We start from the raw sequence: 25,365 nt of genomic DNA on the forward strand, positions 1-25,365 counted from the left end.
GTCCGGTGTAGCTGCCGGCTGGCAGCTACCTAGTCGTCGTAGGTTGCCGAATCGAGCGATTCGAGATCGGCCACCCCGGGAAGATACGGGGACAGCGCAGGCAACTCATCAAGCGAGCCCAGTCCCAGTCGTTCCAGGAAGTATTCGGTGGTTTGGTACAGCGTCGCTCCGCCATCCCCAACTTCCGGATACTCCGTGATCAATCCGCGGGTGAGCAGCGTGCGCACCACTGAATCGACGTTGACACCTCGAATCGCCGAAATACGTCCACGCGAGACCGGCTGTCGGTAAGCGATGACAGCCAGGGTTTCTAGGGCGGCCTGCGACAGGCGTGCTGTCTGCCCGTCGAGCACATAACTGGAGACGAAATCGGCGTAATCGGCCCGCGAATAGAAGCGCCACCCGGAGGCGACGCGACGCAGTTCAAATCCGCGCGGGCGATCCTTACCATCATACTCGGAAGCAAGATTCTCCAAAGCGGCGGCAACCCTGGACGTGGGCACCTCGAAGATTTCGGCCAAACGCGCCGAGGATACGGGGATATCGGCGACCATCAGCACCGCTTCAAGACCCGATTCCAGGCCTCCTGGCAGCCGGTCAATGGGTGCAATCTCACTCATGATTCACCTCACCACCACTCCCCTCGTAGTCGTCTTGCACCGCCTGCGCGTCGAAGCTCGATTCCTGGACCAGCGAGACCAGCAGCGGCCCGAGCGGATCTTGTTGCGCAAAGCTGATGGCTTTCTGCCTGAACATCTCCAACAATGCCAGAAAACGCACGACCACCACCAGCTGCGCCGACGCGTCCGCGACCAGCTCGGTGAAGGCCAGCGTGCCGCGGGCTTCGAGCAGGGCGGTGATCGCCTCGGCTTCCTCGGCGATCGTGACATTCGCCCCGTGCAGGTGCCCGATCCCGACCTCGGTGGCAGGTTCGGGCTTCGGCGCCAGCGCCTTGGCAGCCATCGCGGCCAGCGCGTCGGGCCCGATGGTGAACACCAGTTCCGGCAGCAGGGCCGCGAACTGCGGTTCCAGCGAGACCTCGCGGGGATGCCGGGCGCCCTCGGCGGTGTAGCGTTCGCCCAGGAATTCGGCGGCCTGCTTAAAAGCCTTGTACTGCAGCAGGCGGGCGAACAGCAGGTCGCGGGCTTCGAGCAGCTCGAAGTCCTCCTCGTCGGCCATTTCGCCGCGAGGCAGCAGCCGGGCGGCCTTCAGATCCAGCAGCGTGGAGGCGACCACGAGGAATTCGGTGGTCTCGTCGAGCACCTTCATCCCGTCGCTGCCGCTTTCTGCGCTGGCGGCCTGCAGTTCGCGCAGGTAGGCGATGAATTCGTCGGTGACCTCGGCCAGTGCGACCTCGGTGATATCCAGCTCGCGCTTGGTGATCAGGTGCAGCAGCACATCGAAGGGCCCGTTGAAATTCCGCAGGGCAAGGCGAAAACCGCCAGCCGATTCCTGCCCAGCTTCAGCTGGCGTCGTGGATTCGGTGGCGGTTTCCTCGCTGAGCGTGGCGCTCATTACGGGGCACCACCACGCCAAATCAGTTCGCGGGCGAGGTTGCGGTACGCCTCGGCACCCGGGTGGTTGGCCGCGTAGGAAGTTATCGGTTCGGCGGCCACGTTCGCGTCGGCGAACTTGATGGTGCGCTTGATCACGGTTTCGAAGAGCTTGTCGCCGAAGGCCTCATCCAGCCGGGTGATGACCTCGCGGCTGTGCAGGGTGCGCGCGTCGTACATGGTGGCCACCACGCCGTCCAGCTCCAGCACCTGGTTCAGCCGGTCCTTGACCTTGTCGATGGTTTCCATCAGCAGGGCCACCGCACGCAGCGCGAAGAACTCTGCGGTCAGCGGGATGATCACGCCGTGGGCGGCGGTCAGCGCGTTGATGGTCAGCAGGCCGAGGGAAGGCTGGCAGTCGATGAGCACCACATCGTAGTCGTCGATGACGTGGCGCAGCGCGCGTTCGAGCACCTGCTCGCGGGCGACCTCGTTGACCAGCTGCACCTCTGCGGCAGACAGATCGATGTTGGCCGGCAGCAGATCGATGTTCTCGACGTCGGTCTTCACGATCGCATCGGTGATCTTGACCTTGCGGTCCATCAGCACGTTGTAGACGGTGATGTCCATTTCGTGCGGGTTGGTTCCGAAACCCGCGGACAGCGCGCCCTGCGGGTCGAAGTCCACCAGCAGCACCTTGCGGCCGTACTCGGCGAGCGCGGCGGCGAGGTTGATGGTGGAGGTGGTCTTGCCGACGCCGCCCTTCTGGTTCACCATGGCGATCACGCGTGCCGGGCCGTGCGACGGCAGCGGTGCTGGCACGGGGAAATCTGTCAATGGCTTGCCAGTTGGACCCACCGGGCGAGGCTCCTTGAGCATCCCCGCTCCGCGGTGCTTATTTCCCTGTTCCTCGCTCACGATGGGTAAACCACACTTCCCGTTCGATAAACCTGATTCCTCGAGCTGTAAGCTCATTCCAAGGTTATCGGCCGAAGCAAAAGATCTTGGTTTTTTGGGCTCTTTCACGGCGAGCCTTTACCTTGAACCTTAGCTCTAATGTTGTATGCGAGCTGAATGCCAACTGGCGTTAACCGAAAGGCAGCGATGAAGGCGATTGCCAAGTTCCCCAGCCTGGCCGAAGCCGAGCCGGGCAGCACCCAGGTCAGCGTCGGCGTGCTCTTCCAGGCCCAGCTGGAAGACGGGAGATGCATCGTGCTGCTCGATGACCGCGGGTTCTCCACCAGCGCGCAGTGGCAGCAGGCGAGACCGGAGGAGATCCGCGACACCGCACTGGCTATGGTGGGCCCGGATGAGCCGGCGCCGGAGCGAACGCAGGCCGAGGCGCTGCACGATTACTGGGAGTACATCGCCTCCCTGCTGGCCGCCCAGCAGATCCAGGAGCCCACCGAGGAGCTGGTGAAGCTGGAGCACGAGGTCCGTTTCGGCCCGCGCCTGCAGCGGCTGCTCGCCTCGAGCGGCCGCTGATCCGGCGCCCAGCCCGGTCATTCGCTGGCGCTCCGGCCCAGCTCTTGCACCTGCCGCCGTGCGGTGGTCGAATGGTTGAACAGGCGCTGGTATGTGGCGGCCAAAGGGGCGAGGGCGATGTTCACGGGAATGCTCGGCAATTGCACGGTGTCCGATGTGGCTCGGGCGGAGAACTGGTATGCCCGGGTCTTTGGCAGGGCGCCGGATGCGCGGCCCATGGACGGGCTGATCGAATGGCATCTGGTCCCGGGCTTCGGCGTCCAGGTCTTCGCGGACCCCGATCGCGCAGGGCACAGCACAGTAGTCCTGGAAGTCGCCGACCTGGATGCCCAGGCCGAACGCCTGCTCGAATCAGGCATCGAGCACCAGGGCCCGCAGCCCGGCGGCGGGGCACGGATCCTGCAGCTTCAGGACCCCGACGGCAACCGGGTGGTGCTCGCCTCTCCCCTGGTGGGACTTTCGCGCTGAGCCTGGCCCCAGGTGCTCAGGCCTGCCCGGCCACCCAATCGAAGGACCATGGCAGCCGTTCGCCGATGGCGGTGCTGCGCGCCCCGGCCGGGGTCTGGACGATGACCCGAAGCCGCGGATAGCTGTCGGCCATCACCTGCCGGCAGCGACCGCAGGGGTTCTTGACTCCGCGCCCCTGATTGCCCACCGCGACCACCGCCTGCGGATCCACCGCCCCGGCGGCGCGAGCGGCCCCCAGGGCCACCAGCTCTGCGCACGGGCCTCCGGTGAAATGGCAGAAATTCACTCCTGCATGCATCGTGCCATCGGCAGCAAGCACAGCGGCCCCATGGTGCGCATCCCGTCGCCGCCATCGGGCGCGTCGGCCACCGCCTCGATGGTTCGCCGGGCCAGCTCGACCAGATCTACGTCGGCTTCTGCCAGTTCACGGCAGGGCAGCTCGTGCGGTGTTGCGTCCATGGCTCCAGCCTAGCCGCATGCGTCTGGCAGTCGCGACACTTGGGCATCTGGTGCCAATAGAGCTTAAACCCAGAAATCCGCTACCCGAACATGTCGGATAACGGATTCCTGGCTAAGGGCCTGGCGGACTAGTGTCCTTCGACGCTGTTCTCGTCAAACGGACGATTGCCGGCCAGCACAGCCTGGGCCTGGTCCATGTCGATTTCCTTGGTCCACTTGCCGATCAGCAGCGTTGCCACGGCATTGCCGGTGAAGTTGGTCAGCGCGCGGGCCTCGGACATGAACTTGTCGATGCCCACGATCACGCCCATGCCGTCCAGCAGCTCCGGACGGTGCGACTGCAGGCCTGCAGCCAGGGTTGCCAGGCCGGCGCCGGTCACGCCGGCGGCGCCCTTGGAAGCGATGATCATGAAGACCAGCAGGCCGACCTGTTCGCCCAGGCTCATCGGCATGCCCATGGCGGTGGAGACGAACAGGGCAGCCATGGTCAGGTAGATGGCGGTGCCATCGAGGTTGAAGGAGTAGCCGGTCGGCACAGTGATGCCGACAACCGGCTTGGACACGCCAGCGTGCTCCATCTTGGCGATCAGGCGCGGCAGCGCCGATTCGGAGGAAGAGGTGGAGAAGATCAGCAGGTATTCGCGAGCCAGGTACTTCAGCAGCAGGAAGATGTTCAGGCCGGTGACCAGGCGCAGCAGGCTGCCCAGGACGACGACAATGAACAGCGCGCAGGTGACGTAGAAGGCGCCCATGAGGATCGCCATCGAGCCGATGGCTGCCCAGCCGGTGGCACCGACCACTGCGGCGATGGCACCGAAGGCGCCGATCGGGGCAGCCCACATGATCATCATCATCAAGCGGAAGACCACGGCCTGGATGTGCTTGATGCCGTTGAGCACCGGTTCGCCACTCTTGCCCATGGACTGCAGCGCGAAGCCGACCAGCAGCGCCAGCACCAGGGTAGGCAGCACGGGGATGTCGCCCGGAATCATGTCCAGCAGGAAGGCCACGGTGGAGTTCTCTTCGCCCTTGGCGCCAGACTCGTACGGTTCGAGCTGCAGCCCCGAACCCGGGTGGATGATGTTGCCCACGACCAGGCCGATGGCCAGCGCGAAGGTGGACATGGTGATGAAGTACAGCAGCGCCAGGCCGCCAACCTTGCCGACGGTCGCCGCCTTGGCGATCGAACCGACACCCAGCACGATGGTGCAGAAGATGACCGGAGCGATCAGCATCTTGATCAGCGCGACGAATCCGGTGCCCAGCGGCTTGAGCGCCTTGCCGAGATCCGGGGCCATCAGGCCGACCGCTGCGCCGAGCACCACGGCGGCAATCACCATGATGTACAGCCAGTGGGTCTTGTCCTTCTTCTTCGTTCCGGCCTGCGGCGAATTGCCTGCCGGCGTCATCTGATCTGTGACAGCCATTGCATGGTCCTACCCTCGTGTGCGTGTGGAACCGGACGGCGCACCCTTGCGCGGCCGGCATTACGTAGAATCGTTCTGTATCCATGGTGCGGCGCAAAGTGATCCGCATCTCCATTGCGTTCATATTGGTCACGCGGTGGGCATGCCAGGAGCAACCAGCACGAGGAGATGAGCGCAGTGACCGATCATTTCACCGACCTGTCGCTGGCCCGCCCCGCCGGCAACACCGCTTCCCCCGCCCCGCTGAGCCGCGACGGCTGGTCCCTGGCGGTCGTCATCTTCGCGGCGCAGATGCTGGTGGTCATCCTCGTCGTCGCGGGCCTGGCCGTCGCCACCTACCAGCACCAGGCGCAGGTGATCCAGGACGACAAGCAGGCCACGGTGGCCACGATTTCCATCACCCTGGCCAACGACCCCTTCGTGGCCGAAGCCCTGGCCGGCGAGCACCCCACCGAGCTGCTGCAGCCCTACACCAACAAGATCCTGGACCGCGGGCAGGGCGTGGATTTCATCACGATCATGACCCCCGAAGCCCTGCGCGTCACCCACCCCAATCCCGCGCAGCTGGGCAAGCCGTATTCCGGAAGCATCCGCCAGGCGCAGGCCGGCCAGACCTACAACGAGGTGGCCCTGGGCACCCTGGGGCTTTCGGTGCGCACGATCGCCCCGGTGTACCACGACGGGAAGCTGGTGGGCATGGTTGCCACGGGGATCACGCTGGAGAGCCTGCAGTCGATCTACCGCAGCGAGCTGCCGCAGATCCTGGCCGTGTCGGCGCTGGCCTTGCTGCTGGCCGGCTTCAGCTCATGGTCTTTCTCCCGCTACGTCAACCAGGCCACGCTGGGCTTCGGCCCGCACGGGTTGCGCCGGCTCTACGCCTTCTATTTCTCCGCGCTGCATTCGGTGCGCGAAGGCCTGGTGCTGCTGGATCGGCGGCACCGCATCGTGCTCTATAACCAGGAAGCGGCCCGATTGCTCGGCTTCCCCGAAGAAGTCCCTCCCGGCGGGTTGGCTCTCGACCAGGTGCAGATCCCCGAAACCCTGCGCACCCTGATGGCGACCGGGCGCAGCTGCAAGGACGAGATCCATTTGGGCGCCCGCACGGTGCTGTCCATCTCCCAGGGGCCGGCCCGCCTGACCAACGCGCGCCTGCCCCGGCGCGGCGGGCTGCCGGTGCGCTGGTTCCGTTCCCAGCCGCTGACCGGCCAGGTCATGACGCTGCGCGATCTGACGGAAGTGCAGGAGCTGGCCGGCGAGGTGCAGTCGCTGAAGACCTTCTCCACCGCCCTGCGAGCGCAGACCCATGAGCATGCCAACCGCCTGCACACCATTGCCACGCTGATCGAAAATGGGCAGAGCGGCAAGGCGCTGGCTTTCGCGGTCGATGACCGCCAGCACTCGCAGAAGCTCACCGATGCGATTGTGCATTCCATCGACGACGTCTACCTCTCCAGCCTGCTGGTGGCCAAGGCCGCCCAGGCGAACGAGCGCGGCGTGCAGCTCGATATCAACACGCAGGGACAGATCCCGAGCGACGCGTTCGCCGCCACCGATATCGTCACGATCGTCGGCAACCTGCTGGATAACGCGCTGGACGCCTCGGCCGGCACCGAGGACGCGACGGTGTGGGTGGAAGTCGCAGCGGCCGATGACGAGCTGATCATCTCGGTGGCCGATTCGGGTCCGGGCATCGAGCCGGAATTCCTCGATCAGCTGCTGCGCTTCGGGGTCAGCACGAAGGCCGGCGGCCAACCGCGCGGCCTCGGCCTTGCGCTGGTGCAGCAGGCGGTGCTCCGGCTAGGTGGCACAATGAATGTTGACAACGATGCCGGAGCAATCTTCACCGTCACCCTGCCCCTGAAAAACAGCGACCAGACCGGGAGGTTTTGAGTGCACGACTCCGCTGCAGCCACGCCCGCGCCGGGCTTGCCCGCGCACACCTTCAAGGTCCTCGTTGTCGACGACGAACCGGAAACCGCAGCTTCCCACGCGAAGTACGTCAACCGCGTGCCCGGATTCGCCACCGGAGCCATTGCAGCCAATGGCCAGCAGGCGCTCGCGCTGCTGTCCGAGGCGCGCGCAGCGCACGAACCGTTCGACCTGGTCCTGCTGGATATGACCTTGCCCGACCTGCATGGCATCGATGTCGCCAAGCGCATGCGCGGCCACGGGCTGACCACCGACATCATCGCGATCACCGCGGTGCGCGACCTGGCGGTGGTGCGTTCGGCGGTCGCCACAGGCATCACCCAGTACCTGATCAAGCCCTTCACCTTCGCGGCGTTCACCGAGAAATTGGAGAACCACCGGCGTTTCATTTCCGAGATCAGCTCCAGCGGCCCGGATACCAGCCAGGCTGCGCTGGATAATGCGTTCTCCGCACTGCGCACCACCACTGCCTCGGCGTCGCTGCCCAAGGGCCTGATCCCTGAAACGCTGGCGCAGATCACCGGCCTGCTGCGCAGCAAGCCCGAATCCTGCTTGTCCGCCACCGAGCTCGGCGAAGAGCTGGGCATCTCCCGGGTCACCGCACGGCGCTATCTGGAGCATCTGGCCGAGGCCAAGGCCGTGGTCAAGCAGCCCCGGCATGGCACGAGAGGCCGCCCGGAATATGAATACCGGGCGGCCTCCCATGGCTAGCACTGCCGAGATCTAGGCCTCTGGACGCAGCAGCGGCACCAGTTCGTCGAGCACGCTCGTGTCCTCGATGGTCGACGGGACCGAGTATTCCTTGCCATCGGCAATCTGCCGCATGGTCTTGCGCAGGATCTTGCCCGAACGGGTCTTGGGCAGCGCGGCGACGACGGTGACTTCGCGGAAGTCGGCGACCGCACCGATGTGCTGGCGCACCAGCGCGACGATTTCCTTCTTCAGCGCCTCCTCCTCGACGTCGATCCCTGACTTGAGCACCACGTAGCCGCTGGCCCGCTGGCCCTTGAGCGCATCGGCCAGTCCGATCACGGCGCATTCGGCCACGGCCGGATGGCTGGCCAGCACCTGTTCCATGGCGCCGGTGGACAGCCGGTGCCCTGACACGTTGATCACGTCATCGGTGCGCCCCATGACGAACAGGTAGCCGTCGTCGTCAAGATAGCCGGAATCGCCGGTCAGGTAGAACCCGTCGATCTGCGACAGGTAGGTATCGATGAAGCGCTGGTCGTTGCCCCACAGGGTGGTCAGGGCACCGGGCGGCAAGGGCAGCCGGACCACGATGTTGCCTTCCTGGTTCGCTTCGAGCCGCTCGCCCAGCGCGTCGCGGATCTGCACGTCGAAGCCAGGCACCGGGGTGGTGGGCGAACCGGCCTTGGCCGGCAGCTCCTCCAGACCCAGCGGGTTCGAGGCGATCGGCCAGCCGGTTTCGGTCTGCCACCAGTTGTCCACCACCGGAATGCCCAGCAGCTTCGAGGCGAAGTGGTAGGTGTCCGGGTCCAGCCGCTCGCCGGCGACGAACAGCGCGCGCAGGCTGGACAGGTCGTGGCTGGCGATCAGCGCACCTTCCGGATCGGCCTTGCGCACCGCGCGCAAGGCCGTCGGCGCGGTGAACATCGTGGTGACCTTGTGGTCGGCAATGATGCGGCCGAAGACCCCGGCGTCCGGGGTGCCGATGGGCTTGCCCTCGTAGAGCACCGTGGTGGCGCCGGCGATCAGCGGCGCGTAGACGATGTAGGAGTGGCCGACCACCCAGCCCACATCGGAGGCGGTGAACATGGTATCGCCCGGATGCACGTCGTAGATCGCGTTCATGGAGAACTGCAGCGCGGTGGCGTAGCCGCCGGTATCGCGCACCACGCCCTTCGGCGCCCCGGTGGTGCCCGAGGTGTAGAGCACGTAGAGCGGGTGGGTGGATGGCACGGATACCGGCCCGGCCGGCGACGCGGTCTTCGCCTGCTCATCCCAGTCCAGCCAACTGATCTGCTGCCCGTTGACCGGTTTGCCCTGGTATTCATCCAGCGAGTGCTCGAAGCCTTCGCGGCGGGCGACGATCACGTCCCTGACCGCAGGCTCCGCCAGGCTCAGCGCCTCGGCCACCGCCGGCAGGTATTCGATGCGGCGGCTCGGCTCGATGCCGCCCGAGGCGGTGACGATCGCCACCGGGGCGCAGTCGGTGATGCGTGCCGCCAGTTCCTTGGGCGCGAACCCGCCGAAGACCACCGAATGGATCGCACCCAGGCGTGCGCAGGCGAGCATCGCGATAGCCGCCTGCGGGATCATCGGCAGGTAGATCAGCACGCGGTCCCCGGTCTTCACGCCGCGTTCGGCCAGCACGCCGGCGAAGATTTCCACTTCGCGCAGCAGCTCGGAGTAGGTGTATTTGGTGACGGTGCCCAGCATGGCCGAATCGTAGATCAGCGCGGTGCTCTCCCCGCGGCCGGCTTCGACGTGGCGGTCCAGTGCGTTGGCCGAAAGGTTCAGCGTGCCATCCGGGAACCAGCCGTACAACGGCTTGCGCGAATCATCCAGCGCCGTCTGCGGTGCCGTATCCCAGCGGATATCCTGGGCGGCTTGCAGCCAGAATGCTGCTGGGTCAGTGGTGGCTTGCTCAAAGGCCTGGCGGTATTCCTGCACCATGGTTCTCTCCTCCTGGCCCCGGGCGTCATTACCCGGCACCTGCGTGGTGATTGAGGTCGTCCTCTTGGCATTAACTGTATGAGTACGATCACATGATCGCAACTACGTTGTATACAGATTTTGAAAAAATTCCAAATAAATTGGATCCAGCTCACACATTTCCCGCTTCTATGTATACACTGGAGCCATGAGAGCAAGCGATAAGGTCTACGAGAGCCTCCGCGCCGACATCGTCGAATGGCGGCTGGCTCCCGGCACCGTTCTTGCAGAAGTAGAGCAGTCCGAACGCCTGGGCGTTTCCCGCACTCCGGTGCGCGAGGCCCTGGGCCGATTGGTCGCCGACGGCTTGGCGGTGCAGCAACGCGGACGCGGCGCCGTCGTGTCCGAGGTCAGCGAAGACCACGTAGAGGACCTGTTCGTTCTGCGCGTGGCGCTGGAATGCGCCAGCGCACGCGAAGCTGCCAAGTCGACGGGGCGATCGGCCTTCAACGAGTTAGCCAGCCGCTTCGAAGCAGCCGTCAAGGAAGTGGAGCTTCCCGGATCCCGGGAGTCCTACTATCAGCTGGTGCAGCTGCTGGACGAGTCGATCGACGAAGCGGCCAGCAACAAGTACCTGTCCAACGCGCTGCGCACCTTGCGGGTGAACCTGCAACGGGTGCGGCGCCTGGCCAAGGACAACCCCGAAAGGCTCAAGGCTTCCGCTTCCGAGCATGCGGCCATCGCACGAGCGATTGCCAGCGGTAACCCAGAGGTCGCAGCCGCGGCCACCACAGTCCACCTGCACGAATCCTTCACCCACATCATGACCCACGCGGTCGGATCAGAAAGGCAGTTAGCATGATCAACCACCCAGTACGCGTATACCGCTCCGAGGAAAACCTGGCTCGCGAAGACCAGCTGGCACATAAGATCGCCAAGGTTGCCGCCGATCCGGTAGAGGTCACCAGCGAAGTGACCGAAATGATCATCAACCGCATCATCGACAACGCTTCGGTTGCCATCGCGTCGCTGAACCGCGGCCCGATCGTCGCTGCCCGCGCCCAGGCGCTGGCCCACGCCCCTTCCACCGGCGGCAAGGGTGCCTCGGTGTTCGGCATTTCCGAGAAGGTGTCCCCCGAATGGGCCGCCTGGGCCAACGGCGTGGCCGTGCGCGAACTGGACTACCACGACACCTTCCTGGCCGCCGAGTACTCCCACCCGGGCGATAACATTCCGCCGATCCTGGCCGTTGCCCAGCACACCGGCGCTTCGGGCAAGGACCTGATCCGCGGCATCGCCACCGGCTACGAAATCCAGGTGGACCTGGTCAAGGCCATCTGCCTGCACAAGCACAAGATCGATCACGTAGCGCACCTGGGCCCATCGGCCGCCGCCGGCATCGGCACCCTGCTCGGACTCGATGTCGAGACCATCTTCCAGGCCGTGGGCCAGGGCCTGCACACCACCACCGCCACCCGCCAGTCGCGCAAGGGCGAAATCTCCACCTGGAAGGCCCACGCCCCGGCCTTCGCCGGCAAGATGGCAGTCGAGGCTGCCGACCGCGCCATGCGCGGCCAGACCTCCCCAGTGCCGATCTACGAAGGCGAAGACGGCGTCATCGCCTGGATGCTCGATGGCAAGGATGCCGCCTACGAGGTGCCGTTGCCAGAGGCCGGCGAAGCCAAGCGCGCCATCCTGGACACCTACACCAAGGAGCACTCGGCCGAGTACCAGGCGCAGGCCTGGATCGACCTGGCCCGCAAGCTGCACGGCGAGCACCCGGAAGCCACCGACCCGAAGAACGTGAAGTCGGTGCTGATCAAGACCAGCCACCACACCCACTACGTCATCGGCTCCGGCGCCAACGACCCGCAGAAGTACGATCCGACCGCATCGCGCGAGACCCTGGACCACTCGATCCCGTACATCTTCACCGTCGCCCTGCAGGACGGCGCCTGGCACCACGTGGATTCCTACTCGCCGGAGCGCGCCGGCCGTGCCGATACCGTTGAGCTGTGGAACAAGGTCACCACCGAGGAAGACGCCGAGTGGACCCGCCGCTACCACTCGCTGGACATCTCGGAGAAGGCCTTCGGCGGTTCGGTGGAAATCACCCTGAACGACGGCACCGTGATCACCGATGAGATCGCCGTGGCCGACGCGCACCCGCTGGGCGCACGCCCGTTCGCCCGCGAGCAGTACATCAACAAGTTCCGCACCCTGGCTAAGGGCCTGGTCGATGAGGCGGAGATCAACCGCTTCATCGCCGCCGCCGAGAACCTGGAAAACCTGGCCGCCGGCGAACTGGACCAGCTGAACATCCAGGCCGCAGCAGGCGTCATCGACACCGCGGCCACACCGAAGGGCCTGTTCTAAGATGCTGTACTCAACCAAGACCCCCGCTGCAAAGCGCGTTGCGCTGCGCGAGATGCTCACCCCGGGTGCTGCCCGCCAGTTCCCCGGAGCCTTCAACCCGCTCTCGGCCAAGCTGATCAGCGAGAAGAATTTCGACGGCGTCTACATCTCCGGTGCGGTGCTGGCCAACGATCTGGGCCTGCCGGATATCGGCCTGACCTCGTTGACCGAGGTGGCCACCCGTGCCGGGCAGATCGCCCGCATGACCGATCTGCCGTCGATCGTGGATGCCGACACGGGCTTCGGCGAGCCGATGAACGTGGCCCGCACCATCCAGGAGCTGGAATACGCCGGCCTGGCCGGCTGCCACATCGAGGACCAGTTCAACCCGAAGCGCTGCGGCCACCTGGATGGCAAGAACGTAGTGGATACCGAAACCATGCTCAAGCGCATCGCGGCCGCCGCCGACGCGCGCATCGATGAGAACTTCCTGATCATGGCCCGCACCGACATCCGTGCGGTCGAGGGCCTGGATTCGGCCGTCGATCGCGCCAAGGCAATGGTGGACGCCGGAGCGGACGCGATCTTCCCGGAAGCGATGAAGAACGTCGCCGAGTTCGAGGCGATCTGCAACGCGGTCGACGTGCCGGTGCTGGCCAACATGACCGAGTTCGGCAAGTCCGAATTGTTCAAGCGCCAGGAACTGGCAGATGCAGGCGTCGCGCTGATCATCTACCCGGTCACCCTGCTGCGCAGCGCCATGGGCGCCGCTGAACGCGTACTGGATGCCATCAGCGAGGATGGCACCCAGCAGCGCGAAGTGGATAACATGTTGACCAGGTCACGTTTGTACGAGCTCGTGGACTACGAGGCCTACAACCGCTTCGATACCGGAATCTTCAACTTCCAGGTCCCGACCCTGGACATTGATTCCAACAGCGCGAACCTCTAGGCTCGCAAGCATTTAGCACCATCTGCGCCGGCCGGCACCCGCTGGCCGGCGCAACCCAAAGCATTATTATTCTCCGGCAATGAAGAGGAGCAAGAATGACTGCCACCGAGGAAATCAAGAAGGGCCTGGCAGGCGTCGTCGTTGACTACACCGCCGTCTCCAAGGTCAATCCAGAAACCAACTCGCTGCTCTACCGCGGCTACCCCGTCCAGGATCTGGCCGCGAACAAGTCGTTCGAAGAGGTGGCCCTGCTGCTCTGGACCGGCGAGCTGCCAACCCAAAGCGAACTGACCGAGTTCTGCGCTTTCGAGCGGGCCAACCGCGCCCTGGACCCACGCGTCAAGGCGGCCATCGACCTGCTGCCAACCGACTGCCACCCGATGGACGTGGGCCGCACCGCGGTCTCGGTGATCGGCGCCAACCACCCCGAGGCCGAGAACTCCTCCCCCGAGGCTGAGCTGCTCAAGGCCAAGGAACTGTTCGCCGCCTTCCCTGCAGTGGTTGCCTACGACCAGCGTCGCCGCCGCGGCCAGGATGCCGTCGCTCCACGCGAGGATCTCGACTACTCCTCGAACTTCCTGTGGATGACCTTCGGCGAAGAAGCGGCCCCAGAGGTCGTCGACGCCTTCCGCGTGTCGATGGTGCTCTACGCGGAGCACTCCTTCAACGCCTCGACCTTCACCGCCCGCGTAATCACCTCGACCCTCTCCGACCTGCACTCGGCAGTCACCGGGGCGATCGGCGCACTGAAGGGCCCGCTGCACGGCGGCGCAAACGAAGCAGTCATGCACACCTTCAACGAGATCGGCATCAACAAGGAGGAATCCCGCGAGGATGCCGCCAAGCGCGCCAAGGCCTGGATGGAAGAAGCACTGGCCGCCAAGAAGAAGGTCATGGGCTTCGGCCACCGCGTCTACAAGCACGGCGACTCCCGCGTGCCGACCATGAAGGCCGCACTGGATCGCATGATCGAGCACTATGGCCGCCATGAAATGCTGGGCCTGTACGACGGGCTGGAGGCCGCCATGGACGAGGCGAAGGCCATCAAGCCGAACCTCGACTACCCTGCCGGCCCGACCTATCACCTGATGGGCTTCGACACCGAGATGTTCACCCCGATCTTCATCGCGGCGCGCATCACCGGCTGGACCAGCCACATCTTCGAACAGCGCGCAGCGAACGCGCTGATCCGCCCGCTCTCGGCCTACAACGGCGTGGAGCAGCGCTCGCTGTAAGCACTTCGCTTCCTGGCATTGGCCACGGGAATGGCGCAACCGCGTCAGCCCGTGGCCATTTGCGTGCCCAAGCTACCCGGAGTTGCCGTCGCAGACCACTTGTCTTATCGTTTAACGATGGAAATATTTCGAAGAACGATAAGATCTTAGCCATGGGAAAATACAGCATTATCGGCTTGAAGGTAGTTCTCGCCGTCATCCTGGCCGGCACGCTCTTTGTGCAGCTGTTCATGATACCGATGATCCTCATCCATGAATCGCCAAGCAACGGTACCGACAAGTTCTTCCAAGCCGCGTTCCTCGGCTACCTGATTCTCGCCGGGCTGGTGATTGAAACTTGTGTCTACAGCGTGTGGAAACTGGCCACGAGGGTCAAGCGCGGCACCGTCTTCGATCCCGCGTCCCTGGGCTATGTCACACCCATCATCGTCGCCTTCGCGGTTGGAGCGCTTGCCACTTTCGCCCTCGGCGCCATCTTTGCCGCAAGCACCGAGATCGCCCCTGGGGTCGTCCTCCTCGTTGGCGGAGCCGGGCTGCTGATGATCGGGATCAGCATCATCGTGCTCGTGCTGCGCCAGCTGCTCGAGCAAGCCGCGATGACCGAGGCCCAGGCAGCTGAGCTGCGGACCGAGCTGGGCGGCGTCATCTGATGGGAATCCGCGTGGATATCGACGTGATGCTGGCCCGCCGCAAAATGGCCGTCGGCGAGTTGGCCGAACGCATCGGCATTACCCCTGCCAACCTCGCGGTGCTCAAGAACGGGCGCGCCAAGGCGGTACGCTTCAGCACCCTTGAAGCGCTTTGCCGGGAGCTGGATTGCCAGCCTGGCGACCTGCTGGTCTTCGAACCCGATGAAGACGGGCAACTGGCCGATGGCTAGTCCCAGTTCTCGAAGCTGATCTCCTGCACCGAAATGTTGTCCGCCGCCAGCACGATCTCAACGGTGAAATTCCCGCCGACTACGAGCTGCGGCAGCCACAACGGGGAATCCTGCCACATCTGCTCGACGGGCAAGGCGGCCGGATCTGCCCACAGCGGCTCCAGCTCCTCGGAGATTTCCGGCTGGCCCGTTGCTTGCCGGGCAATGAAGGTTGCGCATTCCATGTCGGCCGCCGGCTGAGCCGGGAATCGGAAATTGATGTGCGCCGCCAGCTCCAGTTCCTGCGGTGCGAGCACCAGACCGGTTTCCTCGCGGAATTCCCGGATGGCTGCTTGCACAGCACTCTCCCCGGGCTCGATCTTCCCGCCGGGCAAGACGATATTTCCCTTGCCGAACCCGCGGCGCTTGCGCCCGAGCAGCACGTGCAGGCGCCCGGCGCGCTCCTGCAGCAGGGCAACGAGGGCTACCTGCTTGGCGCCGGGCATCCGGCGGCCCGCCACTAGTTCACCCTCGGGTGGGCCAATTGGTAGGCCTCGCGCAGCGAATCCACGGTGACCTTGGTGTAGATCTGCGTGGTGGTGACCGATGCATGACCCAGCAGTTCCTGGACCACCCTGACATCTGCTCCGCCCTCCAGCAAATGGGTGGCGAAAGAATGCCGCAGCGTATGCGGAGAGACCTCGGTCGTTATCCCGGCCCGTTCGGCCGCCTTGGCCAGCAGCAGCCATACCGATTGGCGCGAAAGCCGTCCCCCGCGCTGGTTCAGGAACAATGCCGGGGTGCCCTTGCCTTTGGCAGCCAGCCCTGGACGAGCACGCACCAGATAATCGCTGACCGCACGCTGGGCGTACCTGCCGACCGGAACCACCCGCTCCTTGGATCCCTTGCCGAACAGGCGTACCACGGCATCGTCGGCAAAGTGCAGATCGTCAACGTCCAAGTCCACGACTTCGGATATGCGTGCGCCGGTGGAGTACAAGAATTCCAGGATCGCCCGGTCCCGCAGTCCGGCAGGGGTTTCGATGCTCACCGATTCGAGGATCCGGGTGACCTGGTCGATGGATATTGCCTTGGGCAGGGATTGGCCGATGGCCGGGGGCTGGATCTCGCGGGCAGGATTCGGCGCGCAGATCCCTTCGAGCTCCCAGTACTTGTGCAGCTGGCGGATGGCGACCGAATGGCGTGCGACGGAGCGGGCGCTCAACGGCTGATGCTCATCGTCTCCACGCGACAAGTCCTGCAGGTAGCTGCTGATGGCTGCCTCGGTAATCTGCTGCGGCTGCGCGATGCCTGCCGCTTGCAGCGCATCCATGTATCGGGTCAGATCCCTGCGGTAGGACGACAAGGTGTTCTCGGCCAGACCCCGCTCGATCGCCAGATGCTGCAGGTAGCGCTTGAGCGGGGTTTCGAACTGGTTGCTCATCCTTCGCGCAGATACGGGTGCACGTCGAATGGCTCGTTCGCATCGCGCAGGTCGAGGTACTTGTTGGCGCGGGCGGCATGAGCGGCCAGGATAGCGATGGTCGCGGTGGGGTTATGGATCTTTCCTGCCAGCACTGCTGCGACAGCTTCTTCCAGGGGAACCCAGGTGCTGACCATTTCGGCTTCCTCTTCGGTCCGCTGATGGCGCTGGTCTGCTGCGACCAGCTTCGCATCGCGTGCCAGGTAGATCCGCACGGCCTCCGCCGACGAGCCCGGGCTCAAGAAGACATCGGTGAGGATCGACCAGTGATCGGCGGTGCGGTCCGCTTCCTCCCACAATTCGCGCTTGGCGGCTTCCAACGGCGGCTCGCCAGCCACGTCGAGCAAGCCGGCGGGGATTTCCCACAGGCGCATGCCGACCGGGTGGCGGTACTGGTTGACCATCAAGATGCGTTCCTCGGCATCCATGACCAGCACGCTGACCGCACCGGGGTGGTTGATGTAGTCGCGTTCGATCGCCGCCCCTGATTCAGAGAGCTTCACGGTGTCATGGACAACGTCCCAGATGCGGCCCTCGTACACGGTTTCACGGTTCAGCAATGCACGCGGCGAGAATTCATCGGCTATCGGATGCAGCGGCACGAGGATCGTCCTTCGGTAGAAAATGCTGGTCGTTACTCTCCAGCTTAAACAGCAACGCGCCGGTCAGTAATGACCGGCGCGCATTGCCTTCAGAGTTTTACCCCTGGCAAGCTGTATTACTTGCGCAGCTCCAGGGCTGCCTCGACCAGACCTGCGAACAGCGGGTGCGGACGAGTTGGGCGGCTGGAGAGCTCTGGGTGTGCCTGCGTGGAGACGTAGTACGGGTGCACGTCCTTCGGCAGTTCAACGAACTCGACCAAGCTGCCGTCTGGCGAGGTGCCAGCGAAGACCAGACCAGCTTCTTCAAGCTGGGCACGGTATGCGTTGTTGACCTCGTAGCGGTGGCGGTGGCGTTCTGCGACCTCGGTCTTGCCGTAGGTTTCAGCCAGAACCGAACCTTCAAGCAGCTTTGCGTCGTACAGGCCCAGGCGCATGGTGCCGCCCAGATCGCCCTTGCCGTCGACGATCTCCAGCTGCTCTTCCATGGTCGCGATGACCGGGGTCGAGGTTTCTGGATCGAATTCGGTGGACGAGGCATCGGTGAGGCCAGCCATGTTGCGGGCGTATTCGATGACCATCGACTGCAGCCCCAGGCACAGGCCCAAGGTTGGCAGCTTGTTTTCGCGAGCGAAGCGCAGTGCGCCCAGCTTGCCTTCCAGGCCGCGGATGCCGAAGCCGCCAGGGACGCAGATTGCCTCTGCGCCTTCAAGCGCCTTGGCGGCCCCTGCTTCGGTAGCGCAGTCATCAGCTGGCACCCAGCGGATGTTGACCTTCGCGTTGTTGGCGAAACCGCCGGCACGCAGCGCTTCGGTGACCGACAGGTAGGCATCCGGCAGATCGATGTACTTGCCCACCAAAGCGACGGTCAGCTCAGTTGCCGGGTTATGCACAACTTCGAGCAGGCGGTCCCACGACTCCCAGTCGACATCGCGGAACTTCATCTCCAAGGTCTGGACGATGTAGGCGTCCAGGCCCTGGGAGTGGATGACCTTGGGGATGTCGTAGATGCTTGGAGCGTCGGCGCAGTTGATGACTGCTTCGGTGTCCACATCGCAGGTGCGGCCGAGCTTGGCGCGCATCTCTGCAGGAATTGGACGGTCCGAGCGGATCACCAGTGCGTCTGGCTGGATGCCGATCGAGCGCAACGCCGCAACGGAGTGCTGCGTAGGCTTGGTCTTCAGTTCATGGCTCGGGCCGATGAACGGAACCAGGGAAACGTGCACGAAGAATGCGTTCTTGCGGCCGATGTCCTGGCGGACCTGGCGCGCTGCTTCGAGGAATGGCTGGGATTCGATATCGCCGACGGTGCCACCGATTTCCGTGATGATCACGTCGGGAGCCGACTTGCCGGCACCAGGATCGGTAGCCGCCAAGCGCATGCGGCGCTTGATCTCATCGGTGATGTGCGGGATGACCTGGACGGTATCGCCGAGGTATTCACCGCGGCGTTCACGTTCCAGGACGGTCGAGTAGACCTGCCCGGTGGTCACGTTGGCGGTACCTGGCAGGTTCTCATCCAGGAAACGCTCGTAGTGGCCGATATCCAGGTCGGTTTCTGCGCCATCGTCGGTAACGAAGACTTCACCGTGCTGGAAAGGGTTCATGGTACCTGGATCGACGTTCAGGTACGGGTCGAGCTTCTGCATGGTCACTGAGAGACCACGAGCTCGAAGTAGATGTCCGAGGCTGGATGCCGTCAATCCCTTGCCCAGGGAAGAGGCCACACCGCCGGTGACGAAGATATGCTTTGTCGTTTCAGACGACCGAGAATCACGAGTTGAATTACGCTGCACCACGGGATTTCATCCTATCACCATTCCAATATTTCGCATCCTCATAAGACTCTAGTGCACCACTGGCCAATGCCATAGCATCCGCGTAATTCAGGGGTTCACCAAGACTTTTAGGCCTTCGCCAATTTCCTGGAGGTGAGCGATGACACTAGCTTCTGGGCATCGTCGAGCAGCTCCTCGGCATGCGCCTGCGCGGTGCCGGATTCCTCTTGGCCGGCGAGCATGCGCGCAAGTTCCTTGACGCGGGCTTCCTGATCCAGGCTGATGACATCGCTGGCAGTGTAGCCAGCTCCGGCCTTCGACTTGGCATCTGAATTCTTGATCACACGGATATGCCGATCCGCATAGGCGGCCACTTGGGGCAGGTGGGTCACCACAATGACCTGCACATGCTTGGCCAGCATGGCCAGGCGCTCGCCAATGGCCACCGCAGCCTTGCCGCCCACGCCCTGGTCCACTTCGTCGAAAACGAAGGTCGGCACCGGGTCGACCGCTGCCAGGACCACTTCTATGGCCAGCATGACACGGGAGAGCTCGCCGCCGCTGGCTCCCTTGCCCAGCGGTCGCGGCGAGGCGCCAGCATGCGGGGCAAGCAGCATGGAGATTGCGTCTTGCCCGAAACCGCCGGGCTCTTCCAATTCAGTCACCTCGATGACGAGCTTGGCATCGGGCATCGCAAGCGCCTTCAGTTCGGCCGAAACCTGCGCGGAGAGCTTCTTGGCTGCCTTGCGGCGCGCATCGGAGAGGTCCGAGGCCAACGAGGAGACCTTGTGCTCCAAGTCGACGACTTCCACTTCCAGTTCCTCGATGCGCGAGTCGTCCCCGCCAAGTTCTTCAAGCCGGGAACGGGATTCGGCCGCCCAGGCCAGCACCTCATCGATGCTCGGTGCGTACTTGCGCATGAGCTTGTTCAGGTCGGCGCGGCGGGCTTCAATCTGCGCCAAGCGCTCCGGTCCTTCTTCGTCGAGGTCGGCAACGTAGGTGGCAAGATCGGTGGAGAGCTCGGAGGCGAGAATGCCCAATTCAGCAGCCCGCTCCGCGAAAGCCGCCAGCATGGTGTCATCGCCGCTGGCCTGGCCCAGCACGCCGCGGGCGGTCTCGGCCAAGGTCGTCACGCCCGGGTTTTCGAAATCCTCGGAGTCGATGATGGCCTGGGCCTGCTGGCAGGCGTTCCGCAGGGATTCGATATTGCCCAGCTTCATGGATTGCTCTCGCAGCGACTCGTCCTCGCCGGGCTGCGGATCCAACGAATCGATCTCGTCCAGCGCCAGGCGCAAGTTTTCCGCTTCGCGTACGCGGTTTCGCGAATCGGTTTTGAGGCCAGCCAGCTCCTTGGATGCCGCCCGCCACTGGCGGTAGGCTCGCTGGTAGCTGCTGAGCGTGCGCGACAACGAGCTGCCGGCAAAGCGGTCCAGCGCGTCGCGTTGGGCAACAGGTTCTTTCAGGCGGATCTGGTCCGACTGGCCATGGACAGCAACCAGGTCATGTCCCAGCTCGGCCAGCAACCCGACCGGGGCGCTGCGTCCGCCAATGGTGGCCCGGGAACGGCCTTGGGCAGAGAGCGAGCGGGACAGCAGCAGCTCGCTGCTCTCCCCTGCCGGCTCGATGAAGGCACCGGCCTGGCCCGCCGCATCGAGCACGTGGTGATCCGGGGGCAGGTGCACCACGGCTTCGGCCAGGGCATGCTTGGCACCGTTTCGGACCGCACCGGCATCGGCCCGGCGTCCGAGCAGCAGGGACAGGGCGGTGATCACCATGGTCTTGCCAGCTCCGGTTTCACCGGTGACTACCGTGAGCCCGGGGCCAAGCGGCAGCGTGGCCTCGGTAATCACTCCGAGGTTGGAGATCTGGATTTCCTGAATCATTGCCTGCTCCCGAATGTCGAGTTCAAGTCGTACCGTGCGTTTTTAGTATATGTGTTCTAATCCTGTTTTTCGCAACTATGTTCGAGCGTGTGGAGAATTTTTCGCTGGTGCGGGCGGTTAGCCCTGGTCCTCGGGCCGTCCCACCATGGGAATGCCCGGTTCATCGCGGTAGTGCGGATCCACGCTTTGCAGCCCCGGCCCGATCACCGGCAATGCCGTGGTTGCCGGACGGCGCGCCTCTTCCTTTGCCGGACCGCGCCAGCCGGTAATCGGCAGTTCGAACTTGTTGACCAGGCGCTCGGAGAATGGAGTGGTGTTCAGCCGGGCCATGTATACCGGCCGATCGCTGCGCGTCACTTCCACGCGGGCTCCCGGCGGCAACTCGATGGTGCGCCGACCATCGCACCAGAGCACCGCGCCGGCATCGGTGCGGGTGAGCATTTCCACGGCCATGATCGAATCCGGGGAAATGACCAGGGGCTTGGCGAACAGGGCGTGCGCGGAGATCGGCACCATGATCAGCGCCGCGACATCCGGCCACACCACCGGTCCGCCGGCGGAGAAGGAATATGCAGTGGAGCCGGTCGGCGTGGCCATCACTACGCCGTCGCATCCGAAGGTGGAGATCGGACGCCCGTCGACCTCGATCACTACCTCGACCATGCGCTCGCGGTTGGCTTTTTCCACGGCGGCCTCGTTCAAGGCCCATGTTTCGGCAAGGCAGACGTTATCCAGCCACACCTTGACCTCGATGGTCATGCGCTCTTCCACTGTATAGGTCTCATTGACCAGCGCCTGGACGGTGGAGGCCAGTTCGCTGCGTTCAGCTTCGGCAAGGAAACCCACATGCCCGAGGTTCACGCCCACCAGCGGCATCGGGGATTCGCGCACCAGTTCCGCGGCGCGCAGCACCGAGCCGTCGCCGCCGAGCACCACGCCCAAGTCGACGTCTTCGATCTGGCAATCCTCGTCGAGCACCTGCACCGAGGGCACAGCCGCGCCGATCGCTTCGGTCATCGCCAGCTGGTCCTTGCGGCGCATCACCGGGATGGCGCCTGCTTCATTGAGCAGGGCGCAGGTTTCGATGGCCGCGGTGATCGCTTCTTGGCGGCCGGTATGGGTGAAAATCAGGATTCGGCGCAAGGCGGTCGGCCCCTCTCAGCTTCGCGAGGTGCAAAATGACCGTGGTTATCGACCACGGCTAAAACACGTCACTTCTAAGAATAGTCAACGTCCTGCCCGATGAGCGGCACATCGGCAGGCTGTGGATTCCCGCCGGCGGCCAGCCAGAGGAAGAATTCGACGTTGCCGTCCTGTCCCGGCAGGGGGCTGCGGGCCAGCCCGCGCAGCTGCAGGCCCGCGGCCTGCGCGCTGGCCACGACCGCTTCCACCGCGCTGCGGCGCAGCTGCGGATCGGTGACCACGCCGGTGCGGTTCAGGTATTCGCGCCCGACCTCGAACTGCGGCTTGACCATCAGCAGCAGTCCGCCGCCGTCCTTGGTGGCCGAAGCCAACGCGTCGATCACCAGGCGCAGTGAAATAAAGGACAAGTCGGCTACTACGAGGTCGACTGGTCCACCAATATCTTCGGGGACCAGATAGCGCACGTTCAGCCCTTCGCGGACCGTGACGCGCGGATTTTCGCGGATCTCGTCGACCAGCTGGCCATGTCCGACATCGGCTGCGACCACGGCCTTTGCCCCGCGGCGCAGCAGCACGTCGGTGAAACCGCCGGTGGAGGCGCCGGCATCCAGGCAACGCAGGCCGGCAGGATCAATAGTCGCAAAGACATCTAGTGCGCCGGCGAGCTTGTGCCCGGCGCGGGAGACGTACTCCTCGCCCTCGCTGGGCACCAGGGCCAGCTCGTCGGCGGCGGCCACCTTCTTGGAGGCCTTGGCGGTTGCCTGCCCGTTCAGCAGCACCCGACCGGCATCGATCAGCTTGGCAGCTTCGGTGCGCGAGCGCGCCAGCGCCCGGGTGACGAGTTCTTGATCCAGACGATTCACGCGCCGTGCTCCGTACGGTTCAGTTCATGCTGCAGGCCGGCCAGCAGCTGCTCGTAGATTCCGGCGTGCTCGGTAATGTCGTGGTCGGCCAGCGAGGACAGCGCCTGCTCCACGGCCGCGTCATCCAGCCCGCGGGGGCCGGGGCTTGGTACAGGATTCTGTGGCTGCATGGCTAGCCCCGCACCTTCCGCAGGGCATCCAGCCCGCGTTCGGTGAACCGGATCTCCGGTTCTTCATGCCGCGACTGGCGCGGGTGGGCCAGCCACCAGGCATGGCAGGCGGCACGCCAGGCGTTCAGGTCCTGGTCGCTGCCCGTCACTTCGATCGCGCCGTGATCGACCTTGGCGACCGCGTCGCCGACCTGCACCCCGTAGCCGAGCACCTTGATGGTCGGGTACGGGCGGTAGAGGTCGGCCAGGGAGTTGATGAGGTAGTTGGGACGCTGCTCGACCGGCGCGCCCAGCGCGGTGCGCGGGGTATCGACGCCGGTGAGCACCAGTACGGTGGAGAATCCGGCACGGAAACCGCCGAGGATGTCGGTGTCCAGGCGGTCGCCGACGACCAGCGGGCGCTGGGAATCCAGCCGGTCGGCGGCCCGCGCGAACAGGTAGGATTCGGGCTTGCCGGCCACGCGCGGTTCCACGCTGGTGGCCAGCTTCACCGCGTTGACCAGCGACCCGTTGCCCGGGGCCAGGCCCTCGGCGCGCGGGATCGTCAGGTCGGTGTTGGTGGCAACCCATGCGGCGCCGTTATTGATCGCATAGCTGGCCTCGGCCAGGTTCGTCCACGAGATGTCCGGGTCGAACCCCTGGATCACCGCTACGGGTTCGTCCTTATGGGTTTCGACGACTTCCAGCCCGCGCACGGCAATGCATTCGCGCAGGTAGGGGGAACCCACCACCAGGACCTTGGATCCCGGATTCAGTTCGCGGGCCAGCATCTCCGCGCCGGCGTCGGCCGAGCCAAAGACCTGCTCGGCGCTGGTCTTCACACCCAGCTGGCGCAGGTGCGCCGCGACCGACATCGGCGAACGCCCGGCATTGTTGGTAATGAACGCCAGCGTGACATTCACTTCCGCGAGGGTGTTCAGCGACTCGACGGCGTCGTCGATGGCGTTCGGGCCAGCATAGACGACGCCATCCAAATCGGAGAGGACAGAATCAAATCCGGAGATCAGCATTCGGTGGTGGTTCCTACTACTTGAGTTATTTGGCTGCTACGCCAAAGCTTACTTCGTCGATTCGTCTTCCACGTCGGCTTAGGCGGCGTCCGTGTCGGATTCGACAACCACGTTCAGGTCATCCTCCTCGTCGATGCCGGTCTGCTCGGCTTCAGGCTCTTCAGCTTCTTCTGCGGTCGCGTCGGCGGCCGCTTCCGAGGACTCGGAAGGTTCGATCAGATCCTTGGCACGCGGGGTTTCCTCTTCCTCATCCAGCTCCGGAGCCAGGTCCATGATGAAGGATTCGGTTTCGCGTTCGATGCCCAGGGCGCTTTCGGCAACCTCGACCTGTGCGTTCCAGCGCTTCGCGTCTTCTGCACGGCCGGCAGCCGAAAGCAGGTCAGCGTAGGCGGTGAACAGGCGCGGGCTGAAGGAGAAGGCGCGGTTGAAGTTCAGCTGCTCCAGCGACTCCAGCTCGGCCAGCGCCTTGTCCAGCTTGCCCAGGTCGGCGTAGGAGCCAGCGGCAACCATCTGCATTTCGACCTTGACGGCGGTTTCCAGGTTCGCGCATTCCTCGGAGTGCGCCAGCTCAATGGCCTTCTCCGCACGGCCCAGGCCGCGCAGCGAGTCGGCGATCAACGGCAGGTTGTAGTCCGAGCCGGAAATGCGGCGGTGGGTGCGCAGCTCGCGCAGTGCGTCAGCGTACTTGCCGGCGTGGTAGGCAGCGATGCCAACGGCCTCGCGAACCACTGCGACGCGGCCGCCACGGCGCGATGCCGCCAGGGTGTGCTGGTAAGCCAGCTCCGGGTCCTCTTCCAGCAGGCGGCCAGCCATCACCAGGTGCTTGGCGACCCAGCTTGCCGAACGTTCTTCGAGGTAGCGCAGCTGTGCGCGTGCTACGCGGTCCAGCTCCTTGCCGGTAACGTCTTCATCGATGTCCGGGGACTGCTCGCGATCGGCTCGGTTCGAGATGCGCAGGTCGCCCGGGTTGTGCGCGCGTGGCGCATTCTCGCGCTTGTCGGCAAAGCGGTCCTCGCGTGCTGGACGCTCCCCCTTGGCACGGCGGTCATCGGCGCGCTTGAAGCCGCCACCACGGTTGTCATCGCGACGTTCACCGCGGAAGCCACCACGGTCATCGTTGCGCTTGAAGCCGCCACCACGGTTGTCATCGCGACG

General features: G+C 64.6%; 27 protein-coding genes and 1 pseudogene. 10 read left to right on the forward strand and 18 right to left on the reverse strand.

Annotated features, from left to right (window positions below; all coding sequences use genetic code 11):
* Window positions 1-29 precede the first annotated feature (29 nt).
* Genes scpB through EKH49_RS09615 form a run of 3 tightly spaced genes read right to left on the reverse strand, consistent with a single transcriptional unit; the run spans window position 30 to window position 2,411 of the window.
* Window positions 30-620 carry an SMC-Scp complex subunit ScpB gene (gene scpB, locus EKH49_RS09605; protein ID WP_128470661.1) on the reverse strand — a complete coding sequence of 197 codons (591 nt, stop codon included), beginning with the start codon at window positions 618-620 and terminating at the stop codon, window positions 30-32.
* On the reverse strand, window positions 613-1,515 hold the full coding sequence (locus EKH49_RS09610) for a segregation and condensation protein A (protein WP_128470662.1): 903 nt from the start codon (window positions 1,513-1,515) through the stop codon (window positions 613-615). The genes scpB and EKH49_RS09610 overlap by 8 nt, the downstream gene beginning before the upstream one ends.
* On the reverse strand, window positions 1,515-2,411 hold the full coding sequence (locus tag EKH49_RS09615) for a ParA family protein (protein WP_038990337.1): 897 nt from the start codon (window positions 2,409-2,411) through the stop codon (window positions 1,515-1,517). Before EKH49_RS09615 ends, EKH49_RS09610 begins: the two co-directional genes overlap by 1 nt.
* Before the next feature lie 186 nt (window positions 2,412-2,597).
* Here EKH49_RS09615 and EKH49_RS09620 point away from each other — a divergent pair, with 186 nt between their 5' ends.
* A complete protein-coding gene (locus tag EKH49_RS09620; protein WP_128470663.1) occupies window positions 2,598-2,978 on the forward strand; it encodes a hypothetical protein in 381 nt (126 codons plus the stop codon).
* A 17-nt stretch (window positions 2,979-2,995) separates the two neighbouring features.
* On the opposite strand, the gene EKH49_RS16890 is transcribed toward EKH49_RS09620, so the two are convergent.
* Window positions 2,996-3,196: a hypothetical protein gene (locus EKH49_RS16890; protein ID WP_236641111.1), complete on the reverse strand. Its 201-nt coding sequence runs from the start codon at window positions 3,194-3,196 to the stop codon at window positions 2,996-2,998.
* Here EKH49_RS16890 and EKH49_RS09625 point away from each other — a divergent pair.
* Window positions 3,108-3,446, forward strand: a complete 339-nt coding sequence (locus EKH49_RS09625; RefSeq protein WP_236641110.1) for a VOC family protein — start codon at window positions 3,108-3,110, stop codon at window positions 3,444-3,446. The genes EKH49_RS16890 and EKH49_RS09625 overlap by 89 nt on opposite strands.
* 16 nt (window positions 3,447-3,462) lie before the next feature.
* Here the strand turns inward: EKH49_RS09625 and EKH49_RS16705 are convergent, their stop codons facing one another.
* The 3 genes from EKH49_RS16705 to EKH49_RS09635 form a co-directional block, all read right to left on the reverse strand.
* Window positions 3,463-3,732, reverse strand: coding sequence for a hypothetical protein (locus tag EKH49_RS16705; protein WP_201739592.1), 270 nt, complete (start codon window positions 3,730-3,732; stop codon window positions 3,463-3,465).
* Window positions 3,729-3,905: a hypothetical protein gene (locus EKH49_RS16710; RefSeq protein ID WP_201739593.1), complete on the reverse strand. Its 177-nt coding sequence runs from the start codon at window positions 3,903-3,905 to the stop codon at window positions 3,729-3,731. The genes EKH49_RS16705 and EKH49_RS16710 overlap by 4 nt, the downstream gene beginning before the upstream one ends.
* 128 nt (window positions 3,906-4,033) lie before the next feature.
* Window positions 4,034-5,332 (reverse strand): cation:dicarboxylate symporter family transporter, encoded by a 1,299-nt coding sequence (locus tag EKH49_RS09635; RefSeq protein WP_128470665.1) that lies wholly within the window; start codon window positions 5,330-5,332, stop codon window positions 4,034-4,036.
* 168 nt (window positions 5,333-5,500) lie between these two features.
* Between EKH49_RS09635 and EKH49_RS09640 the strand changes: the two genes are divergently transcribed.
* Together EKH49_RS09640 and EKH49_RS09645 are read left to right on the forward strand one after the other, a co-directional pair.
* Window positions 5,501-7,222 (forward strand): sensor histidine kinase, encoded by a 1,722-nt coding sequence (locus EKH49_RS09640; RefSeq protein WP_128470666.1) that lies wholly within the window; start codon window positions 5,501-5,503, stop codon window positions 7,220-7,222.
* Complete coding sequence (locus EKH49_RS09645) at window positions 7,223-7,972, forward strand: response regulator (protein WP_236641109.1); 750 nt, start codon at window positions 7,223-7,225, stop codon at window positions 7,970-7,972.
* A 12-nt stretch (window positions 7,973-7,984) separates the two neighbouring features.
* Here the strand turns inward: EKH49_RS09645 and EKH49_RS09650 are convergent, their stop codons facing one another.
* Window positions 7,985-9,901, reverse strand: coding sequence for an AMP-binding protein (locus EKH49_RS09650; protein WP_128470667.1), 1,917 nt, complete (start codon window positions 9,899-9,901; stop codon window positions 7,985-7,987).
* A 187-nt stretch (window positions 9,902-10,088) separates the two neighbouring features.
* Here EKH49_RS09650 and EKH49_RS09655 point away from each other — a divergent pair, with 187 nt between their 5' ends.
* The 6 genes from EKH49_RS09655 to EKH49_RS09680 all read left to right on the forward strand — a co-directional run bounded on the left by EKH49_RS09655 (window position 10,089) and on the right by EKH49_RS09680 (window position 15,302).
* A complete protein-coding gene (locus tag EKH49_RS09655; protein ID WP_038990330.1) occupies window positions 10,089-10,742 on the forward strand; it encodes a GntR family transcriptional regulator in 654 nt (217 codons plus the stop codon).
* Complete coding sequence (locus EKH49_RS09660; protein ID WP_128470668.1) at window positions 10,739-12,256, forward strand: MmgE/PrpD family protein; 1,518 nt, start codon at window positions 10,739-10,741, stop codon at window positions 12,254-12,256. The genes EKH49_RS09655 and EKH49_RS09660 overlap by 4 nt, the downstream gene beginning before the upstream one ends.
* Window position 12,257: 1 nt before the next feature.
* Window positions 12,258-13,187, forward strand: a complete 930-nt coding sequence (gene prpB, locus EKH49_RS09665; protein WP_128470669.1) for a methylisocitrate lyase — start codon at window positions 12,258-12,260, stop codon at window positions 13,185-13,187.
* A gap of 95 nt (window positions 13,188-13,282) precedes the next feature.
* Window positions 13,283-14,422, forward strand: coding sequence for a bifunctional 2-methylcitrate synthase/citrate synthase (locus EKH49_RS09670; protein ID WP_128470670.1), 1,140 nt, complete (start codon window positions 13,283-13,285; stop codon window positions 14,420-14,422).
* A gap of 152 nt (window positions 14,423-14,574) precedes the next feature.
* Complete coding sequence (locus tag EKH49_RS09675) at window positions 14,575-15,072, forward strand: DUF2975 domain-containing protein (protein ID WP_128470671.1); 498 nt, start codon at window positions 14,575-14,577, stop codon at window positions 15,070-15,072.
* Window positions 15,072-15,302 (forward strand): helix-turn-helix domain-containing protein, encoded by a 231-nt coding sequence (locus EKH49_RS09680; protein WP_128470672.1) that lies wholly within the window; start codon window positions 15,072-15,074, stop codon window positions 15,300-15,302. The genes EKH49_RS09675 and EKH49_RS09680 overlap by 1 nt, the downstream gene beginning before the upstream one ends.
* Here the strand turns inward: EKH49_RS09680 and EKH49_RS09685 are convergent.
* The 10 genes and pseudogenes from EKH49_RS09685 to EKH49_RS16565 form a co-directional block, all read right to left on the reverse strand.
* A complete protein-coding gene (locus EKH49_RS09685) occupies window positions 15,299-15,802 on the reverse strand; it encodes an 8-oxo-dGTP diphosphatase (protein ID WP_128470673.1) in 504 nt (167 codons plus the stop codon). The genes EKH49_RS09680 and EKH49_RS09685 overlap by 4 nt on opposite strands.
* Window positions 15,802-16,725, reverse strand: a complete 924-nt coding sequence (gene xerD / locus EKH49_RS09690) for a site-specific tyrosine recombinase XerD (RefSeq protein ID WP_128470674.1) — start codon at window positions 16,723-16,725, stop codon at window positions 15,802-15,804. Before xerD ends, EKH49_RS09685 begins: the two co-directional genes overlap by 1 nt.
* Window positions 16,722-17,366 (reverse strand): NUDIX domain-containing protein, encoded by a 645-nt coding sequence (locus EKH49_RS09695; protein WP_128470675.1) that lies wholly within the window; start codon window positions 17,364-17,366, stop codon window positions 16,722-16,724. Before EKH49_RS09695 ends, xerD begins: the two co-directional genes overlap by 4 nt.
* A 116-nt stretch (window positions 17,367-17,482) precedes the next feature.
* A complete protein-coding gene (locus tag EKH49_RS09700; protein ID WP_038990321.1) occupies window positions 17,483-19,162 on the reverse strand; it encodes a CTP synthase in 1,680 nt (559 codons plus the stop codon).
* 107 nt (window positions 19,163-19,269) lie between these two features.
* Window positions 19,270-21,024, reverse strand: coding sequence for a DNA repair protein RecN (gene recN, locus EKH49_RS09705; protein WP_128470676.1), 1,755 nt, complete (start codon window positions 21,022-21,024; stop codon window positions 19,270-19,272).
* Between the two features lie 117 nt (window positions 21,025-21,141).
* The gene (locus EKH49_RS09710) at window positions 21,142-22,167 is read right to left on the reverse strand and encodes an NAD kinase (protein WP_128470677.1); all 1,026 of its coding nucleotides are present in this window, start codon (window positions 22,165-22,167) and stop codon (window positions 21,142-21,144) included.
* A gap of 74 nt (window positions 22,168-22,241) precedes the next feature.
* Window positions 22,242-23,030 carry a TlyA family RNA methyltransferase gene (locus tag EKH49_RS09715; RefSeq protein WP_128470678.1) on the reverse strand — a complete coding sequence of 263 codons (789 nt, stop codon included), beginning with the start codon at window positions 23,028-23,030 and terminating at the stop codon, window positions 22,242-22,244.
* Window positions 23,027-23,200, reverse strand: a complete 174-nt coding sequence (locus EKH49_RS16560; RefSeq protein ID WP_161567497.1) for a hypothetical protein — start codon at window positions 23,198-23,200, stop codon at window positions 23,027-23,029. Before EKH49_RS16560 ends, EKH49_RS09715 begins: the two co-directional genes overlap by 4 nt.
* Window positions 23,201-23,202: 2 nt before the next feature.
* Window positions 23,203-24,210: an HAD-IIA family hydrolase gene (locus tag EKH49_RS09720; protein ID WP_128470679.1), complete on the reverse strand. Its 1,008-nt coding sequence runs from the start codon at window positions 24,208-24,210 to the stop codon at window positions 23,203-23,205.
* Between the two features lie 78 nt (window positions 24,211-24,288).
* Window positions 24,289-25,365: pseudogene (locus EKH49_RS16565) on the reverse strand (hypothetical protein); the annotation flags it as partial.

This window comes from Glutamicibacter sp. HZAU (assembly GCF_004100365.1).
In the GTDB taxonomy this organism is placed as follows: Bacteria; Actinomycetota; Actinomycetes; order Actinomycetales; family Micrococcaceae; genus Glutamicibacter; species Glutamicibacter nicotianae.

What these genes read in the sequence shown, in the direction of transcription:
- EKH49_RS09655 (WP_038990330.1), top strand. Translation starts at nt 10,089, where the DNA reads ATGAGAGCAAGCGATAAGGTCTACGAGAGCCTCCGCGCCGACATCGTC.
- EKH49_RS09640 (WP_128470666.1), top strand. Translation starts at nt 5,501, where the DNA reads ATGAGCGCAGTGACCGATCATTTCACCGACCTGTCGCTGGCCCGCCCC.
- prpB (WP_128470669.1), top strand. Translation starts at nt 12,258, where the DNA reads ATGCTGTACTCAACCAAGACCCCCGCTGCAAAGCGCGTTGCGCTGCGC.
- EKH49_RS09675 (WP_128470671.1), top strand. Translation starts at nt 14,575, where the DNA reads ATGGGAAAATACAGCATTATCGGCTTGAAGGTAGTTCTCGCCGTCATC.
- recN (WP_128470676.1), bottom strand. Translation starts at nt 21,024, where the DNA reads ATGATTCAGGAAATCCAGATCTCCAACCTCGGAGTGATTACCGAGGCC.
- EKH49_RS09610 (WP_128470662.1), bottom strand. Translation starts at nt 1,515, where the DNA reads ATGAGCGCCACGCTCAGCGAGGAAACCGCCACCGAATCCACGACGCCA.
- xerD (WP_128470674.1), bottom strand. Translation starts at nt 16,725, where the DNA reads ATGAGCAACCAGTTCGAAACCCCGCTCAAGCGCTACCTGCAGCATCTG.
- EKH49_RS09625 (WP_236641110.1), top strand. Translation starts at nt 3,108, where the DNA reads ATGCTCGGCAATTGCACGGTGTCCGATGTGGCTCGGGCGGAGAACTGG.
- EKH49_RS09620 (WP_128470663.1), top strand. Translation starts at nt 2,598, where the DNA reads ATGAAGGCGATTGCCAAGTTCCCCAGCCTGGCCGAAGCCGAGCCGGGC.
- EKH49_RS16710 (WP_201739593.1), bottom strand. Translation starts at nt 3,905, where the DNA reads ATGGACGCAACACCGCACGAGCTGCCCTGCCGTGAACTGGCAGAAGCC.
- EKH49_RS16560 (WP_161567497.1), bottom strand. Translation starts at nt 23,200, where the DNA reads ATGCAGCCACAGAATCCTGTACCAAGCCCCGGCCCCCGCGGGCTGGAT.
- EKH49_RS09720 (WP_128470679.1), bottom strand. Translation starts at nt 24,210, where the DNA reads ATGCTGATCTCCGGATTTGATTCTGTCCTCTCCGATTTGGATGGCGTC.
- EKH49_RS16890 (WP_236641111.1), bottom strand. Translation starts at nt 3,196, where the DNA reads ATGGGCCGCGCATCCGGCGCCCTGCCAAAGACCCGGGCATACCAGTTC.
- EKH49_RS09680 (WP_128470672.1), top strand. Translation starts at nt 15,072, where the DNA reads ATGGGAATCCGCGTGGATATCGACGTGATGCTGGCCCGCCGCAAAATG.
- EKH49_RS09635 (WP_128470665.1), bottom strand. Translation starts at nt 5,332, where the DNA reads ATGGCTGTCACAGATCAGATGACGCCGGCAGGCAATTCGCCGCAGGCC.
- scpB (WP_128470661.1), bottom strand. Translation starts at nt 620, where the DNA reads ATGAGTGAGATTGCACCCATTGACCGGCTGCCAGGAGGCCTGGAATCG.
- EKH49_RS09670 (WP_128470670.1), top strand. Translation starts at nt 13,283, where the DNA reads ATGACTGCCACCGAGGAAATCAAGAAGGGCCTGGCAGGCGTCGTCGTT.
- EKH49_RS09660 (WP_128470668.1), top strand. Translation starts at nt 10,739, where the DNA reads ATGATCAACCACCCAGTACGCGTATACCGCTCCGAGGAAAACCTGGCT.
- EKH49_RS09650 (WP_128470667.1), bottom strand. Translation starts at nt 9,901, where the DNA reads ATGGTGCAGGAATACCGCCAGGCCTTTGAGCAAGCCACCACTGACCCA.